This window comes from Pseudomonas syringae group sp. 243L2, assembly GCF_032587875.1.
Classification (GTDB): Bacteria; Pseudomonadota; Gammaproteobacteria; order Pseudomonadales; family Pseudomonadaceae; genus Aquipseudomonas; species Aquipseudomonas amygdali.
This window is the reverse complement of sequence record NZ_JAWHPL010000040.1, coordinates 196,565-211,916: the sequence shown is the minus strand read 5'-3', so window position 1 is coordinate 211,916 and position 15,352 is coordinate 196,565. Positions and strand designations below refer to the sequence as shown.

11 protein-coding genes and 2 pseudogenes are annotated in these 15,352 nt (G+C 54.4%); 9 read left to right on the top strand and 4 right to left on the bottom strand.

The annotated features are described in order from the left end of the window. Positions 1-12: 12 nt before the first annotated feature. On the top strand, positions 13-1,410 hold the full coding sequence (locus RYB66_RS24045; RefSeq protein WP_002551491.1) for an aminoacyl-tRNA deacylase and HDOD domain-containing protein: 1,398 nt from the start codon (positions 13-15) through the stop codon (positions 1,408-1,410). Between the two features lie 66 nt (positions 1,411-1,476). Here the strand turns inward: RYB66_RS24045 and RYB66_RS24040 are convergent, their stop codons facing one another. Then, the gene (locus RYB66_RS24040; protein ID WP_005744858.1) at positions 1,477-1,878 is read right to left on the bottom strand and encodes a GFA family protein; all 402 of its coding nucleotides are present in this window, start codon (positions 1,876-1,878) and stop codon (positions 1,477-1,479) included. Between the two features lie 294 nt (positions 1,879-2,172). Between RYB66_RS24040 and RYB66_RS24035 the strand changes: the two genes are divergently transcribed. The 7 genes from RYB66_RS24035 (at position 2,173) to RYB66_RS24005 (ending at position 12,576) form a co-directional block, all read left to right on the top strand. Beyond that, a complete protein-coding gene (locus tag RYB66_RS24035) occupies positions 2,173-3,480 on the top strand; it encodes a CitMHS family transporter (RefSeq protein WP_002551489.1) in 1,308 nt (435 codons plus the stop codon). A 676-nt stretch (positions 3,481-4,156) separates the two neighbouring features. Next, entirely contained in the window at positions 4,157-5,320 is a 1,164-nt protein-coding gene (locus tag RYB66_RS24030; RefSeq protein WP_316895678.1) for an acetyl-CoA carboxylase biotin carboxylase subunit family protein, read from the top strand. Between the two features lie 26 nt (positions 5,321-5,346). Further along, the gene (locus tag RYB66_RS24025; RefSeq protein WP_005744863.1) at positions 5,347-6,432 is read left to right on the top strand and encodes a cupin domain-containing protein; all 1,086 of its coding nucleotides are present in this window, start codon (positions 5,347-5,349) and stop codon (positions 6,430-6,432) included. 5 nt (positions 6,433-6,437) lie between these two features. Continuing rightward, a complete protein-coding gene (locus RYB66_RS24020) occupies positions 6,438-9,806 on the top strand; it encodes an ATP-binding cassette domain-containing protein (RefSeq protein ID WP_316895676.1) in 3,369 nt (1,122 codons plus the stop codon). 37 nt (positions 9,807-9,843) lie between these two features. Then, positions 9,844-10,779, top strand: a complete 936-nt coding sequence (locus RYB66_RS24015) for a hypothetical protein (RefSeq protein ID WP_316895674.1) — start codon at positions 9,844-9,846, stop codon at positions 10,777-10,779. A gap of 12 nt (positions 10,780-10,791) precedes the next feature. After that, entirely contained in the window at positions 10,792-11,679 is an 888-nt protein-coding gene (locus RYB66_RS24010) for a hypothetical protein (RefSeq protein WP_005778484.1), read from the top strand. Between the two features lie 48 nt (positions 11,680-11,727). Next, complete coding sequence (locus RYB66_RS24005) at positions 11,728-12,576, top strand: aminotransferase class IV (protein ID WP_316895673.1); 849 nt, start codon at positions 11,728-11,730, stop codon at positions 12,574-12,576. Between the two features lie 60 nt (positions 12,577-12,636). On the opposite strand, the gene RYB66_RS24000 is transcribed toward RYB66_RS24005, so the two are convergent. Beyond that, positions 12,637-14,130 (bottom strand): YifB family Mg chelatase-like AAA ATPase, encoded by a 1,494-nt coding sequence (locus tag RYB66_RS24000; RefSeq protein WP_316886652.1) that lies wholly within the window; start codon positions 14,128-14,130, stop codon positions 12,637-12,639. A gap of 178 nt (positions 14,131-14,308) precedes the next feature. On the opposite strand from RYB66_RS24000, the gene RYB66_RS23995 reads away from it, so the two are divergent. Then, positions 14,309-14,851 carry a GNAT family N-acetyltransferase gene (locus RYB66_RS23995; protein WP_057404318.1) on the top strand — a complete coding sequence of 181 codons (543 nt, stop codon included), beginning with the start codon at positions 14,309-14,311 and terminating at the stop codon, positions 14,849-14,851. A gap of 13 nt (positions 14,852-14,864) precedes the next feature. On the opposite strand, the pseudogene RYB66_RS23990 reads toward RYB66_RS23995, so the two are convergent. Both RYB66_RS23990 and RYB66_RS23985 read right to left on the bottom strand, forming a co-directional pair. Beyond that, a pseudogene (locus tag RYB66_RS23990) lies at positions 14,865-14,996 on the bottom strand (oxidoreductase); the annotation flags it as partial. Then, positions 14,989-15,139: pseudogene (locus tag RYB66_RS23985) on the bottom strand (magnesium chelatase domain-containing protein); the annotation flags it as partial. The pseudogenes RYB66_RS23985 and RYB66_RS23990, both read right to left, overlap by 8 nt. Positions 15,140-15,352 lie beyond the last annotated feature (213 nt).

Here is a 15,352-nt window from a genome sequence, read left to right as displayed (position 1 = left end):
TGGACATAGCTCATGACAGAAGTCGCCCACGTCAATGATCCGCAGCATGCGCCGTCGGTAATCCGGCAGTTGCTTGAAAAATTGGCTATCAGCTACAACGAAGTCATGGACAACAAAAGCTTGCCCCCGGCGCGCAAGGTTCAGGCTGTGCTGGTCGAGGACGCTGTCGGTGCGCTGCTTATCCTGTTCCCGCAGAGCCAGTTGCTCGACCTCAGCCGAATCACCGAGCTGACCGGGCGCCAGTTGACCGCTGTGCCGCATGATCGTTTGCAGCGCATGCTCACCAAGCACAACCTGCAAGTGCTGCCGGGGCTCCCGGCACTGACCAGCTCACCGTGCCTTTACGATGATCGCCTGCTGCAAGAGCCGACACTGCTGGTGGGCTCGGGCGAAAAGGGCCTGTTGCTGGAAATCAGCAGTGACGACTTCAAAGGCATGCTGAGCAAGGCCAGCGCCGCGCACTTCGGCCAGTCGGTCGCAGCCATTCGTCCGAACCTGGATCGTCCTGACGACGATCCGGCAGAAATCACCCAGGCCATGCATGTTTTCACGGCGCGTCGCATCCAGCAGCGTCTGGAAGCGACCCTGGAAATACCACCACTGGCCGGAACTGCACAGAAAATCATCAAGCTGCGGGTCGACCCCGATGCGACCATCGATGACATCACCGGCGTAGTCGAAACCGACCCTGCGCTGGCGGCACAGGTCGTGAGCTGGGCGGCATCGCCCTATTACGCGTCGACCGGCAAGATCCGCTCGGTAGAAGATGCAATCGTCCGCGTGCTGGGCTTTGATCTGGTGATCAACCTGGCACTGGGCCTCGCTCTGGGCAAAACCCTGAGTCTGCCCAAGGACCAGCCGCAACAGACCACGCCGTATTGGCAGCAATCGATCTACACCGCTGCAGTGATCGAAGGCCTGACCCGCGCCATTCCCCGCGCCAGTCGCCCGGAAGCTGGCCTGAGCTACCTCGCCGGTTTGCTGCACAACTTCGGCTACCTGCTGCTGGCCCATGTGTTTCCGCCACACTTCACCCTGATTTGCCGCCAGCTGGAAGTTAACCCGCACCTGCACCACAGTTTTATTGAACAGCATTTGCTGGGTATCAGCCGCGAGCAGATCGGTGCCTGGCTGATGCGCTATTGGGACATGCCGGATGAACTCGCCATCGCGCTGCGCTTCCAGCACGACCCGCACTACAAGGGCGAACATCACGTCTACGCCAACCTGGTTTATCTGGCCGTACGTCTGTTGCGGGTGAACGGCATCGGTGCCGGGCCAGAGCAGGAGATTCCTGACGAGTTGTTCGAACGTCTGGGCCTGAGTCGCGAAAAAGCCAACGAGTCAGTGAAAAAAGTGCTGGAGGCCGAGGTACTTCTGCGCGAACTGGCTTCGCAGTTCAGCAAGTAATGCGCTGATGTAATGTGCGAACAGTGCCTAAGGCTCTGGCTCAGGCACTATTTATCTCCTCAAACCTCAGAAAGGCTCGCCCTCTACCCCTGGCAGGTGCTCATCCAGGCGTAGCCAGGGAAGCCGGTTCTCTATCCAGATGTGTCGTGCGGGCGTTGCCAGCTCCGGTTGGTCAAGTGTCGCAATGGTGACGTCGATCTCGTCCGGGCTGTTGCGCGTGAACAACGCCAGGTGAGCGCCGCACTTGCCGCAGAAATAGCGTACGCAGCTGGGTGAGGAGTCATACGCACAGGGGCTGCCTGTCAGCCACGTGAACGAAGCCAGCGGCACACTTATCCAGGTTACAACCGTTGCACCCGAGGTGCGTCGACAGATGGAGCAATGACAGTGAGCGATGTCCCGCAACGGCGCATCGAACAGGTAACGCAGCCCGCCGCAATGGCAGCCACCCGAGTGTATCTCGCTCATCCATGCTTCTCCTTCATGCCCATAATCCGTGTGACAATAAAATTTCCACAATAGCTGATTGAAAGGTCGGTGAAAGCTTGGCCAATTAGCATCGCCTCACTTCCGGCAAAAAGACCGGCTAGCCAGGAACGGATTCCAACGTGTTTCAGGCCCAATTAACAACAATAATGGTGATTCCGATGCTTGCTGACTTCTCGTTCCACACCCTCCTTGCGCCTCCACTCCACGTACCGATCTGCTGAGCTGACTCGTTCATTTCACGTTCTGTAGCCGTATTACGTCTGGAGTATTCCCATGCTGACTTTCCTTGGCTTTGCCATGGTTATTGCGTTCATGTACCTGATCATGAGCAAGCGCCTGACTGCGCTGATCGCCCTGATTCTGGTTCCAATCATCTTCGCCCTGTTCGGTGGCTTCGCGGCCCAGATCGGCCCGATGATGCTGGCAGGTATCACCAAGCTGGCGCCGACCGGCGTGATGCTGATGTTCGCCATCCTTTATTTTGCGCTGATGATCGACTCCGGCCTGTTCGACCCGGCCGTGCGCAAGATCCTGAAAATGGTCAAGGGCGACCCGATGCGCATTTCGGTCGGCACCGCCGTGCTGGCGCTGGTGGTGTCCCTCGACGGTGACGGCGCGACCACCTACATGATCTGCGTCGCCGCCATGCTGCCGCTGTACAGCCGCGTCGGCATGAGCCCGCGCATCATGGCCGGCCTGATCATTCTGGCGGGTGGCGTGATGAACATGACCCCGTGGGGTGGCCCGACCGCTCGTGCGGCCAGTGCCCTGCATGTCGATGCATCCGACATTTTCGTACCGATGATCCCGGCAATGCTGGCTGGCGTGGTTGCGATCCTGGCAATTGCCTACTTCTACGGCAAACGCGAACGCGCTCGTCTGGGTGAACTGCACCTTAAGGGTGATGAAGTCGATCACAGCGAAATCAGCGTCTCGCAATTCCCGGATGCACGTCGTCCAAAGCTGATCTGGTTCAACGGCGCGCTGACCTTCGCACTGATGGTTGCCCTGATCATGGGCCTGCTGCCGCTGCCGGTACTGTTCATGATCGCGTTCAGTATCGCGATGATCATCAACTACCCGAACCTGCAGGACCAGAAGGACCGCGTATCAGCCCACGCAGGTAGTGTTTTGGCAGTGGTCGGCCTGATCTTCGCCGCAGGTATCTTTACCGGCATTCTGTCTGGCACCGGTATGGTCGACGCCATGTCGAAAAGCCTGCTGGCAGTGATCCCGGATGCGCTCGGCCCGTACCTCGCCGTGATCACCGCGCTGGTGAGCATGCCGTTCACCTTCTTCATGTCCAACGACGCGTTCTACTACGGCGTACTGCCAGTGCTCTCCGAAGCCGCTGCCCACTACGGCATCAGCCCGGTTGAAATGGCCCGCGCCTCCATCGTCGGTCAGCCGGTCCACTTGCTCAGCCCGCTGGTGCCATCGACCTACCTGCTGGTTGCCCTGGCCGGTATCGAGTTCGGCGACCATCAGCGCTTCACCCTGAAATGGGCGATTCTGGTGTGCCTGTGCATCCTGGTTGCCGCGCTGCTGATGGGGATCTTCCCGTTCTATAGCAGCATGTAAGCTTCTTTAGCTGTCCCAAAACTCGCCGTCGACTTGATCGTTGACGGCGAGTTTTTGCGTTTGGGCGGTCAATTAGTTGAGGGCCGATACTGCAACGCCTCGGCCAGATGACTGATCTCGCGGTTGATTCTGATTACACTTCTGACGGGTGTAAAAGGCCCGCCGAGGATCGCAGGCCCGGCGCATCGATTGTCATTAGCCCATTTCTATACTTGCCGAGGGATAGCCCATTCAGTTGGCAGACAGCGTTGACATTCAAACTGAACAATGAAACCATAGATGGCGCGTATGGAAAGCGCAAATAATTATAAATATCTAAAGGAATAGCATGCTTTATACCCTGCGTTCTCATTTGCACTCCCCTCAATTCAAGTGGCCCTCGAAAGTATCTCTTATACTGTCGGGCTCTGTGCGTCTCTCTTTCAACGATTATTATCATTCCGCCACCGGGGCGGGTTGATTTTCGACTGACTGAAATCTACTCACTATACAAACTCTCTACCGCATAGCGTTCTGCTATTTGTACGGTCGTGCACGCTACGTTTCTGTCGCAGAAACGTACGGCAACCGGTATTGAAAAAATATCAATACCGCCGCGTATAAACCACGGCAGAGGCCCAATGCGTTATTCCCTATGCGTTAATTTATTGGTCGGTTCGACCATGAAAGGTAGTGTATGAAGACTGTCGTAATGATCGGTGGCCATGATGAAACTTTTATGCATTATGATGGCTTGGGTTTTGACTTTACCGTGCTGCAATTGCCGGACTCGGTAGGTCCTAACCTCACCGCACTCACAGACAAAATTCATCTTGTCAGCGATTTCTCCGAGGCCATCGTACTCGGCAAAATCGATGAAATCCTTAAAAAGCAGACAGTCGATTTCATTTTTTCGTTCACCGAAGACGGACTGCTGGCAGCGGCACGAGCGAGCCAGCATTATGCTATTCCCGGCATGGACTTTGACGCATGCGAAGTCTGCATAAACAAGGCGCTGATGCGCACCAGGCTGGAAAATACAGAGTTTGCGGTCCATAGCGCAATCTGCAGAACACGCGCTGACGTTGAGCATTTTTTCAATTCCCGCAATGGCCCGATTGTCCTGAAAGACCCCACAGGCTCCGGGAGCGAAAACGTATTCATCATCAAAGATGCCACGTCTTTGCAGAGCACGCTGGAGGGGTTTTCTCAGGAAAATTTCGTTATGTTGGGGGAGGAGTTTCTGAACGGTCGAGAGGTCAGTGTCGAAACGTTGACCATCGACTCACAACATCGTGTTCTTGCCGTCACCAACAAGCGACTGTACAAGACCTCCCTGGCGGAAGAGCAGCACATCATCTCGCCAGATAATCTGGAGGCCGCGGTGTTCGAGCAGTTAGCTGGCTATTGCGAGCGGTTGTTGACTGCCCTCAATCATACACACGGCCCCTGCCATATTGAGGTGACCATCGCGGATGGACAGTTTCATCTCATAGAGGTCAATAACCGGGTCGGCGGCGATTATATTGGCTTGCTGGTTGAACTGACTACAGGCGTTGACCTGTTCAGGGAGACTTTGCAGTTCCATAGCTGTGCGGTGGATAAAAACAGTTTCGAACAGCCGGCCCGTTACACGTTCGCGGGCTCTCATCTTTTTTATGAGCCGCTGGACACTGCACTTCTTAATGATGTTTTACAGGAAGTGGATATCATCAGGTTGATCATGGGCGAAGCCAATCCGCCATTGAACAGATCGCACACCAATGATGACAAGGTCGGCATGGTGGTCATCGCTAGTCATGACCGGGAAAAGTTCTATGCCGCCATCGAACGTCTCAACACACTGAGTTCCGCCAACTAAGTTTATTACGCAAAGGAATAGCAGATATGGAAGTCATCTCTCGTAACGATATCGAGACCCTCAACAGCGTAGTGGTTGATGGCGCCTTGCACGATTTAGGCGTTGTGAAGATATTCTCCCAGCACCCTGCGCTGGCTGAATTCATCCCGTCCAACAGTGAGCTTGCTATCAGTTGGGTCCGGCTCGAAAAGGATCAGGAACTGTCGGTTCATCAGCATCCCGAAGCAAGCCTGATACTGATTTGTGATGGTTCGGGGGAAACGTTGGGGGCGACCGAGCGTGCGATAGAAGCGGGTGACATGGTTTTAGTGCCACCTCATGCCCTGCATGGCTTCAAAGGCACCCAAAATGGTTTTTGGGCACTTTCCATTCAGTTCAATGGCAAGGCCCTGTACGAAGACACGTCGCGACCGAGCGTCGTCTTCAAATCACAGGAATCCGATACCGCGAAGCCTGCCGATGTGCTGTTACGAGACAATCAGGCTTACCTGGATAGCTTCAAGAATAGTCGGCTGTTGTCGCTCATCAATTCGCCATCCATTGATCAACCGCAAGTGCGCGAAAAACTCCTCGACTGCCTGCAGACCTGGTCAGATATGTTTCAGGATTTGCTGCATATCCGAGTGGCGATGACGCTTGATCAGGCTCACAAAAAAATTGCTCTTGAGCACTTGATAGAAGAGCTGGGTCATAACAATAACCTGCGTCTTCAGCGCAACACCAACCCTTCCCCGGTTTCGGATGCAGCCTTTCATTCCACTATGGAATGGTTCAGGCACCAGATGCTTTATAAAAGCGATATGGTCAAGACGCTCTTGATGCACGTCGTACTGGAAGGCAGCGGTGAAATTTTCCACAGCGAAGCCGCTCGGGTATTCGCTGGCATGCCGCACTTTCAGGAACATGGCGAAGATGATGGTCATCACGTCAGTATGGGCATAGCGCTGCTGAACGACGCGTCGCCAAGAGAAGTCGAGGATTTACGCGTAGCGTTAAGTGAAGGCTGGGAGATGATCACACTGCTTTGCGATCGATTTGCCGATATTGCCTGTCAAGACTCACTGGGACGTGAGACCGTCACGGATCTTCAATCTGTGCCGGTATATAACTGATTCCTATGAAGATTGCAGAAGTCTTGAAAACCGTCCTTTGCTTCCGTACGCCTGAAGGCGCTCGAGGAGCGCATTTGGTCCACGCCTACCGCTGGCAACGCTGGTGCAAGGCCGCGATCGATGATGCAAGTAGAGCCGGAAACAGACGGCTTCATATCGAGATTTTTGCAGCCCTCAAACGGGATGTCATGTTAGCGCTGGTTGCAATCGGGGTGCATACTGCGGCGGCTTTTGGTGCCGCAGTCACCTTGAAATCATTGCTGATCCAACTGATGCGGGCTGACTCGTCCGTGCTCTCGAATATTACCCAAGGCACCACCTGTCTTCTGCTGATTTACTGTGCCTGGCTGGCGCTCAACCACACTTTCTTTCTGGCTGAGCTAGTCGGCGTAGGCAGTCGCTCCTATGTGGAACAAAGGGTATTAATCAAAAGGACTGTTGCGCAAAACGGCATCTTTGCGCTCAGCCTGACAACGTTGCTCGACCGAGAGGCCGCGCGTGTCGAATCCTCATGGTCAGGATTGATTACGATAGCGCTTGCGCTGGCAACGGTGCTTTTCACCTCCGCTTTTTTCTTTCTTGCTCTGGGCGCTAGTGCGGTGGCTGCCCTTGCGGTCATCGCTGGCAGTTCAATGATCGTGTTCTGGGTTGCTCAACGACTGGGCGCAACCTATGAACAGTTATCGTTGAGTGCGACTCAGCGCATAGAGGTGGGGGTATTCGCAACGAAAAATCGGCGTCAAGCTTGGCTGAAGAACTGGAATGCCGAACTGATCCGTGACTACGCCGCCAAACGAAACCTCGAAGAGGGCTCCTTGAAAAAAGCTGCTCGCCTGGTCGCGGCCATTAGTCTGATCTCGACCATGACGCCGATTACCGCACTGTTAAGCTCGGCGCTGCTACAACTAATCTATCTGGGCCAAGTCGATACACCAGGGGTGCTGGCCGCCATCGCGTTGATTGGGGGACTGAAGTCAGTCGCCAATAATATTCCAGACATTGTGCAAAGTATTTCCCAAGGCTTTGTAGGCCACCGTCATATCGAGCAATACCTTGACGCCCCTGAGCCCGTTAACCCCCCTTGCGCAACATCAATACCGCCCTCCACGAAGGCAAAGCATATTGCCATTGTCGGCGCCGCAGGCAGTGGCAAGACATCTATGCTGAGAAACTGTGCGCAACGCTTTCCCGGGGCTGACGATCAGGCGATTTTCATTCCGGACGAACCGTGGATATTCGCTGGCGGTCTTGGCGAAAATCTGAGTATCTATCGGCGTGAATTTTCAGACGAAGAGGTACAGGAGGCGATTGCGCTCGCACGCCTGCCCGGGGACTTTTATCTCGACTACATCAGAGAGCGGGATTGCGGCGCAATCAAGCAATGGGACGTTTCCAGAGGCCAGGGAAAACGAATAGAACTGGTCCGCGCCCTAGTGGCACGCACAGACTGGATCTACATCGACCAACCGACCTCAGGGCTGGATGACGCGCTGGCTGCGGGATTGTTGAGAACACTGCTGGATGGCCCATGGCGTGATACAAACGTAATGTTCGTCACGGATAAGCCGGAGGAAAGAGACACTGCCGAAGAAATCTGGACTGTTTCTGGCGGTAGGATTATCGACATAAAAACTCACCACGCTTGCGCTTCTTCGCGACCTCTCGCTTCACCGGTGGCAAGCTCTTTCTCTGCGTCCTCGCCGCCAAAGGCAGTACACAGTAAAAATGATTCGACAGAACAGCCTGAGCGGGTTTCCAGATCAATCACCAGCAGCCTGATAGCGTTCGGCACGGGCGCCATCACGTTGGTCGCATTCACCCTGATGGCACTCAAAGAAGTGCTCACTATTGCAGGCGACTACCTGATCGCTAGCGGTTATCTGGGTACGCATCTGAATGCATCTTTGCTCGGGCTGGCCGGCGTTTTGCTAGTGAGTGCTTTGCTGTCGATTTCCGGGGCGTTGGTCACGGCGAAGAAATGTATTGAGGCGGCGTCTGCACACTGTAATCGATACCTTTCTTATTTAATGAACCCGGGCCTTGATGAGCGTCTGACCCAGAAAATCAATCACGACAGCCAAAACAAGCTGACATGGGATCAGCGGCGCGTCGATGAAGTATTGCCCGTTCTGTTGCTGGAAACCATCGGCGCGGCAACCTTGCTGTCGGTCACGGCAGGGTATGTTGTGCTGAATAACATTTACGTACTGTTTCCGTTTGTTTTCATCAGCCTGTGTTATTGGCGGGGAGCACGACGCTCCGGCGAGTTACTAAAAAAATCCAACACTCGGGAAATCGACACCACCGCCCTATTGTTCACACGCATTCAAGCACTGAGTTGGGACGGCGGTCGATTTGAAAACATGGCCAGAAACTCCAGCATCCTGAACTGGTTGAGCGGCAACCTGGCCGCTCGAGCGTTTGCTTCTCTGGATAATGCTGCGATGCGTCGTTGGTATAGCTACAAACTGGATTTGATGGGTGTTTTCTTTCTTTCCGGCATCGTGGCATCAACCCTTTACTTTCACGCCATCGGCGTAGCCACGATGGCGAACGTTCTGGCTGTGAGTCTTTCATACAGCCTGATTGCGATTTTCGCGCGCTTGGGAAGGTGCGTGGTGGAGTTGCGACAAGTCCTCGACAGTGCCGATCGCCTGGTCGTGGCTGGCCTCTTGCCAACGGCAGCGCCGAGATGCCAATACGTTCAAAATGGTGCGCCATTGGTATCGTTTTCAAACGTCACATTCGTTAACCCTCACAGCGGAATAACGGTGCTAGAAGATTTCGACCATGCGTTTCACGAGAATGATGTCGTGGTGATCATGGGGGCAAGCGGTGTCGGTAAATCAACCTTCGCCAGTCTGGTAGTGGGCAGCCTGCTGCCAAGTCAAGGTCAGGTATCGACGCTGGGTGGCACTATCGGGTATCTGACACGGCCACATGCCGAAGACGTTCAGTTATTGACCTCCAGCCCGATATTCAAGCCGGGACCGCTGTTTGAACATTTCAATAGCACGTCTCAGGAAGAACTTTATCAGCAGGCCTCTTATCTGGGCCTCTCGAGCATTATCGAGCGCCTGCCGGAGGGCTTCAATCAAGAGGTTGCCTGGAGTGGTGACGTTAACCTAAGCAAGTCAGAGCTTCAACGACTTGCGCTGCTTGATTTGACCATCAATGCACCGTCCATCGCCATCCTCGACGAGGCCACCTCCGAGCTGGACAGCGTCGAAGAACTTCAGCTCATCAGGAAGTTGATGGCAGCCCTGCCAAAAACCTTGTTTTTCATCATTACTCATAACGCTGAGCTTTCTGCGCTGGGAAACAGAAACTTCACCTTCAACTCTGAAAAGCGATTGGTTGAAAAAACGATATAAGCCTATTCTCACACATTGTTATACAAGGATCGTAAGTATGGAGTTGCCTGCGCAGCGGAAGGCGTTTTGCATCAGTTATGGCGTCTCTAACCCACAGCTGCCCTTGAGCGGTATTGCCCACTGGGAGTCAATGCTCAAAGGGCTTGCGGAGCAAGACGGTATCCTGCATGAAGAGCAGGCCTATGTCGCACCCGGCTTCTTTTATATGCCTGTTACTGCGCAGCCGGACCCACCGTTCCTGAAGCAATTGATACGTCAGGCACATACAGCCGACTGGCTGTTGGTTCCCTCCCTGAAGAAAACCGATCACTCGCTGCGCCAGCAATATGAAACAGACATAATAGTGGTTCCCTTCATGCAGGTTGCCTATCTGCATGTTGAAGGAGAACTTGACGCTTGTTTGCTGACTGCCATGGGCAGAAAAGCATACAAGGAGATGGTACGCCTTACCCGAAGGACTGAAGAACTGTGCCATACGCGACTCTATCGCTTGGACGAACTGGTTGAAAACAATCAAGTATTGGAAGCGTTTTCAACACTGCAGTCGTTAAACGTGGACAAATACCAGCACGTGAGGAACCTGTACGCTCTTGAAACACTGCAGGCACTGGCACGCTCAACTGAAGGTCCAAAATACTATATAAAAATGAATTATGAAAAATTGAATAATGTCGCTGTCTACGGTTCCCTAAGCTACGCTGATCAGCAACAGGGCGTTTTCTCTCAGCTGGTGCAAGGTCAAGACCGCAGCCAGGTACCCCCCGGGCTCAACTTATACGTCAGCGATTACTATCAACTTTATAAAGTGGCTGATGAGCTTGGATTCAAGACAAGCTGTCTTGGCCGCGGCGCCATCGATATGAAAAAACGAATGGGTGCCAACCGGGTAGTCGACCTGGACAACTGGCTGATTCCTGTCAGAACGAATCGGCAAAAACAAATGCATGCATTTTCAGTCAGAGCATACGGTTAATAAGGAATTTTCGTGTCTTTCTTTGATCTCAATCGGCAACTTGATAGCCAGCACATAATAGAGAATGGTATCTCGATTATGGACTACTCGACATCGACCTTCGATTTGGCTGGTACACTTCAAAAAACGCTCGTCGGCCGCTATAAGCTCAGGGCTAACTTCCCGCTGGACAAGATTCACGAATGCCTCGAACACGAAGAAATCCAACGCCACCGAAAAGAGTCTGGCCACTGGTATGACCCGTTACAAACGCTGGGTGAGCCAATGATCAATGAATACTACACCTTTGTGAATGGGCTCAGTCAGCGTCTGGGTTTCGACTTTGTGTTCGAACATAACCCGCTGGTGCGCTACCACATTCCCACGACACTGGATGACCGTTACAGACTACCGGACGGCGAATTGTTTACTCACCACTCGGATACCTTACTGGGCGACTATTTCCAGCAAATCAATATATGGTTACCGTTCTGCGACGTTAAAAATACCGCAGCACTCAGCGTTTGCTCGAAGCGTGCCAGTCTGCGCGCTCTAAAAACGTTCGCCCATGAGCAGAGTTATAGCTACGACGAATATAAGGACAGTCGAATCGATTTCTTCGATTATGCAAAGCAACGTCCGCAGTTCATATCGGACCTCAGGATGGATGCCATGCCGACCAACCTTCGCTACGGCCAGTGCCTGATGTTTGATCCACGTGTACTGCACGGGACGGCAGAGAACTCGGAGAATGTAACGCGTGTGAGCATGGATTTCAGGATTATCCCGGTGGATGATTACGAGTCCATCATCAAGGAACTCCAGCTTCAAGGGGGTCGCCCTAATAGCTACGAAGGCGAAGGTTTGATCAAGGGCGAGTTCTACAACGCATTGACTGCACGTGAAGTCGTCAGCCGCTGATTCCTCTGCACTGTCATAACACCTCAATAATTAACCCGAGAACGGATCATGACGACGACAATCGCGTGGCTGGACGGCCAGTACCTCGAGATAGACAAAGTATCTTTTTCACCCGTCACTCACTCGCTTTCTTATGCGTCATCAGTTTACGAGGGTATGCGCAGTTACGGCTCAAGCATTTTCAAATGCGAGGAGCACTTGCAACGTCTGCAACGGTCAGCGCAGGTATTCAAACACGAAGTTAATTACAGCAACGCCATGCTGGCGGAAGCCTGTCATGAACTACTGAGACGAAATGAACTTATAGACGCTTACATTAAAATCGTCGTGTTCTATGACGATGTCGACGTCAGTTTTATGGGCCGAAACTGTCGCAGCAAAGTGGTAATATTTGTCCTTCCATTCGCCCCCAAATCCGCGACCACACCTTACCGGCTGACGATAGCCAATTGGCGTCGAGCCCCTGCTGCTTGTCATCCCTACCAAGCAAAAACCTCATCTACCTATGCGCTCAGTTTTTTGAGTTTTCGTGACAAGGGCGAGTGTTTCGACGACGTGCTGTTTCTTTCTACGATGGACACGGTCTGTGAGTCCAGCGGCTCGAACGTCTTTTTTGTGAAAGAAAACCTACTCATCACGCCGACCACTGACATGGCATTGGCGGGAATAACGCGCCAGGTTGTCATCGACGAGCTGTCTCAGTTACTGAACTTGCAAGTTGTGCAGCGGGATATTTCAAGCTTGGAGCTGAACCAGTTTGACGGTGCCTTTCTGTGCGGTACCGCTATGGAGATCACAGAGGTCAGTTGTATTGATGACGTCATCTACAAGAAAAATCCATGGGTCGAGTTATTGGCTACCGCGTATAAAAAAATGGTGATGAGCGCGTCGGGTTGACCCACACAGAAGCGAGTGCGCCCCTGTTGTTTATCCATGGTGGACTTACATTCTGCCGAGTCAATTATTCGAAGGCCGATATTGCAACGCCTCGGCCAGATGACTGCGGCTGATCGCGTCCACTTGCTCCAGATCCGCCAACGTCCGTGCCACTTTCAGCAGGCGATGCGCCGAACGTAATGAGAGAGTCAGGCGCTCGCAGGCCGTCTCCAGCCAGCGTTCATCGACACTGGACAGCGCGCAGTGCTCGCGCAGCCCCGGTAGGTCGAGAAAGGCATTGGCACAGCCCTGACGACGTTGCTGCCGTTCTCTGGCCTGCGCAACCACCGCTGCCGCGCTTGCAGTGTTCTCACTGGTGGTCGGGTCGGGGTTGAGGGCTGTGGCTTCGCGGGCAACGGTCAGGTGCAGATCAATCCGGTCCAGCAGCGGGCCGGACAGCTTGTTGCGATATCGCTGCACCTGCTCGGTGGAGCAACGGCAGCGCCCGGTCGGCTCACCAAGATATCCACAGGGACACGGGTTCATCGCTGCCACCAGTTGGAACCGCGCCGGAAAGCGCACGCGATCCCGAGCACGGGAAATCACGATATGCCCGGACTCCAGTGGTTCGCGTAAAACCTCCAGCACGCGGCGATCGAACTCCGGCAGTTCATCAAGAAATAAAACGCCGTGATGCGCCAACGTGATCTCGCCAGGTTGCGGACGACTGCCACCGCCCACCAATGCAGGCCCGGACGCCGAGTGATGTGGCTGGCGAAACGGCCGCTGCGGCCAACTGGTCAGCGGCACCTGACTGGCGACCGACTGAATCGCCGCCACCTCCAGCGCTTCGTGCTCGTCCAGCGGCGGCAACAAACCCGGCAGGCGGCTGGCGAGCAGCGTCTTGCCGGTGCCGGGTGGCCCACTGAACAGCAGGTTGTGCGCACCCGCAGCGGCAATCACCAACGCACGCTTCGCGGCGGTCTGGCCCTGCACTTCGCTAAGGTCCGGATACGGCTTGGGCTGATGCAGCAGGCCGCTGGACTGATACGGCGCAATCACCGTGCGCCCGTTGAAATGCGCGACCAGCTCCAGCAAGTGACTCACCGCAATCACCCGCAGCCCCGACGCCAGACAGGCTTCTTCGGCGTTCACCGCCGGAATGATCAGCGTCCGCTCCGCTGCACGTGCCGCCAGCGCAGCAGGCAGCACACCCTGAATCGGCCGAATCGCCCCCGATAACGCCAACTCGCCCAGACACTCGACATCCTGCAACGCAACCAGCGGCACCTGCCCGCTGGCGGCCAGCAAACCCAGCGCAATCGCCAGATCGAACCGCCCGCCATCCTTGGGCAAATCAGCCGGCGCAAGGTTGAGCGTGATCCGCCGCGCCGGAAAATCCAGCCCGGAATTGAGAATGGCACTGCGCACCCGGTCCTTGCTCTCCTTGACCGCCCCCTCCGGCAACCCCACCAGCGTCAGGGCCGGCAGGCCGTTGGCCAGATGCGCTTCAACAGTAACCGCCGGGGCTTCCACCCCGACCTGGGCACGACTATGGACGATAGCCAGCGACATGGATCATTCCTTGATATGAGCGATGGGCGGGTATCGTGCTTTATTTGTGGGATGGGGGTGAGGGGGGAATGGATACAGGGTGTGAGTGGGGCAAGGAAGACGGCTCTATATTTTGGATGTGTAGAAATGCCATGAACATTGCTTTAAATGCTCAAACACACCGAGCAGGAGCATTGATATGAGCATCCGCCTTGCCCTTCCCGAGGACTCGCTGCAAATAGCGACGATTCATCTGGAGTCATGGAGAAGTGCCTATGAGGGCATCATTCCCTCTGCCTATATCAATCGGATAACGCTTGAGGCAAGGCTGTCCCACTGGACCAAGGTGATCGCTTCGGGCGAATCTGGCCTGTACGTTAAAGTCGATAGGTTAGATCGAGTCTTGGGCTGGGTAGCCACGGGGGCTGACAGGGAACATCCCGAAGACCGCTGCGTCGCGGAAATACAGGCCATCTATGTCAGCCCAATGCACACACGCCAGGGTATTGGGCGAGAGCTGCTCGACCATGTGATGCCTCTCTTTCAATCCGCTGGCCGCACCAGACTTGTAGTCTGGGTGCTGGAGAGCAATGCCCCTGCCATCGATTTCTACCATCAGCAAGGGTTCGCAAAAGAGCCGATCAAAACCAAGACGATCGAACGAGACAATGCCAGGTTGGTCGAGATCAAACTTGAACAGCCCATCACGACACCGCCCTCAACTTTGCTCCGCTCACCTTAGTCAGGTCTGCCCCTCAATAAGCACGCCCCGTAAGCCGCACCACAATCTCGCTCACATCCGCCCCATCCGGCTGCTCGATCGCATAAACAAGCGCCCGTGCGATCGCTTCCGGTTCCAGCGCAACCGTTCGAAACGCTTTCATCGCTGGCGGCCAGCAAACCCAGCGCAATCGCCAGATCGAACCACCCGCCATTCTTGGGCAAGGCTGAGCGTGATACTTTGCGCCGGAAAATCCAGCCCGGAATTGAGAATGGCACTGCGCACCCGGTCGTTGCTCTCCTTGAGCGCGATTTAAAAGCGAGTTATTAACAGACAAAAATCAATAACTTTGCTGTCTTCAAGGAGTTTGACTGGAACGTTTCAGTCAGGGATGAAGGTCGGACCACAGGTAAATTTTGACACCTGCCAATACAGCTACTTCTAGTATTCTCGCCCACGCTTTCGACAAACCTATACCTGCCTGGTGGTTTGGTATTGGCGCAATAGTGTTGTTCTTTATTG

Coding starts and splice junctions, on each gene's coding strand:
- RYB66_RS24040 (WP_005744858.1), bottom strand. CDS start 1,878: ATGAGCGAGATACACTCGGGTGGCTGCCATTGCGGCGGGCTGCGTTAC.
- RYB66_RS24045 (WP_002551491.1), top strand. CDS start 13: ATGACAGAAGTCGCCCACGTCAATGATCCGCAGCATGCGCCGTCGGTA.
- RYB66_RS23995 (WP_057404318.1), top strand. CDS start 14,309: ATGAGCATCCGCCTTGCCCTTCCCGAGGACTCGCTGCAAATAGCGACG.
- RYB66_RS24015 (WP_316895674.1), top strand. CDS start 9,844: ATGGAGTTGCCTGCGCAGCGGAAGGCGTTTTGCATCAGTTATGGCGTC.
- RYB66_RS24000 (WP_316886652.1), bottom strand. CDS start 14,130: ATGTCGCTGGCTATCGTCCATAGTCGTGCCCAGGTCGGGGTGGAAGCC.
- RYB66_RS24025 (WP_005744863.1), top strand. CDS start 5,347: ATGGAAGTCATCTCTCGTAACGATATCGAGACCCTCAACAGCGTAGTG.
- RYB66_RS24020 (WP_316895676.1), top strand. CDS start 6,438: ATGAAGATTGCAGAAGTCTTGAAAACCGTCCTTTGCTTCCGTACGCCT.
- RYB66_RS24005 (WP_316895673.1), top strand. CDS start 11,728: ATGACGACGACAATCGCGTGGCTGGACGGCCAGTACCTCGAGATAGAC.
- RYB66_RS24030 (WP_316895678.1), top strand. CDS start 4,157: ATGAAGACTGTCGTAATGATCGGTGGCCATGATGAAACTTTTATGCAT.
- RYB66_RS24035 (WP_002551489.1), top strand. CDS start 2,173: ATGCTGACTTTCCTTGGCTTTGCCATGGTTATTGCGTTCATGTACCTG.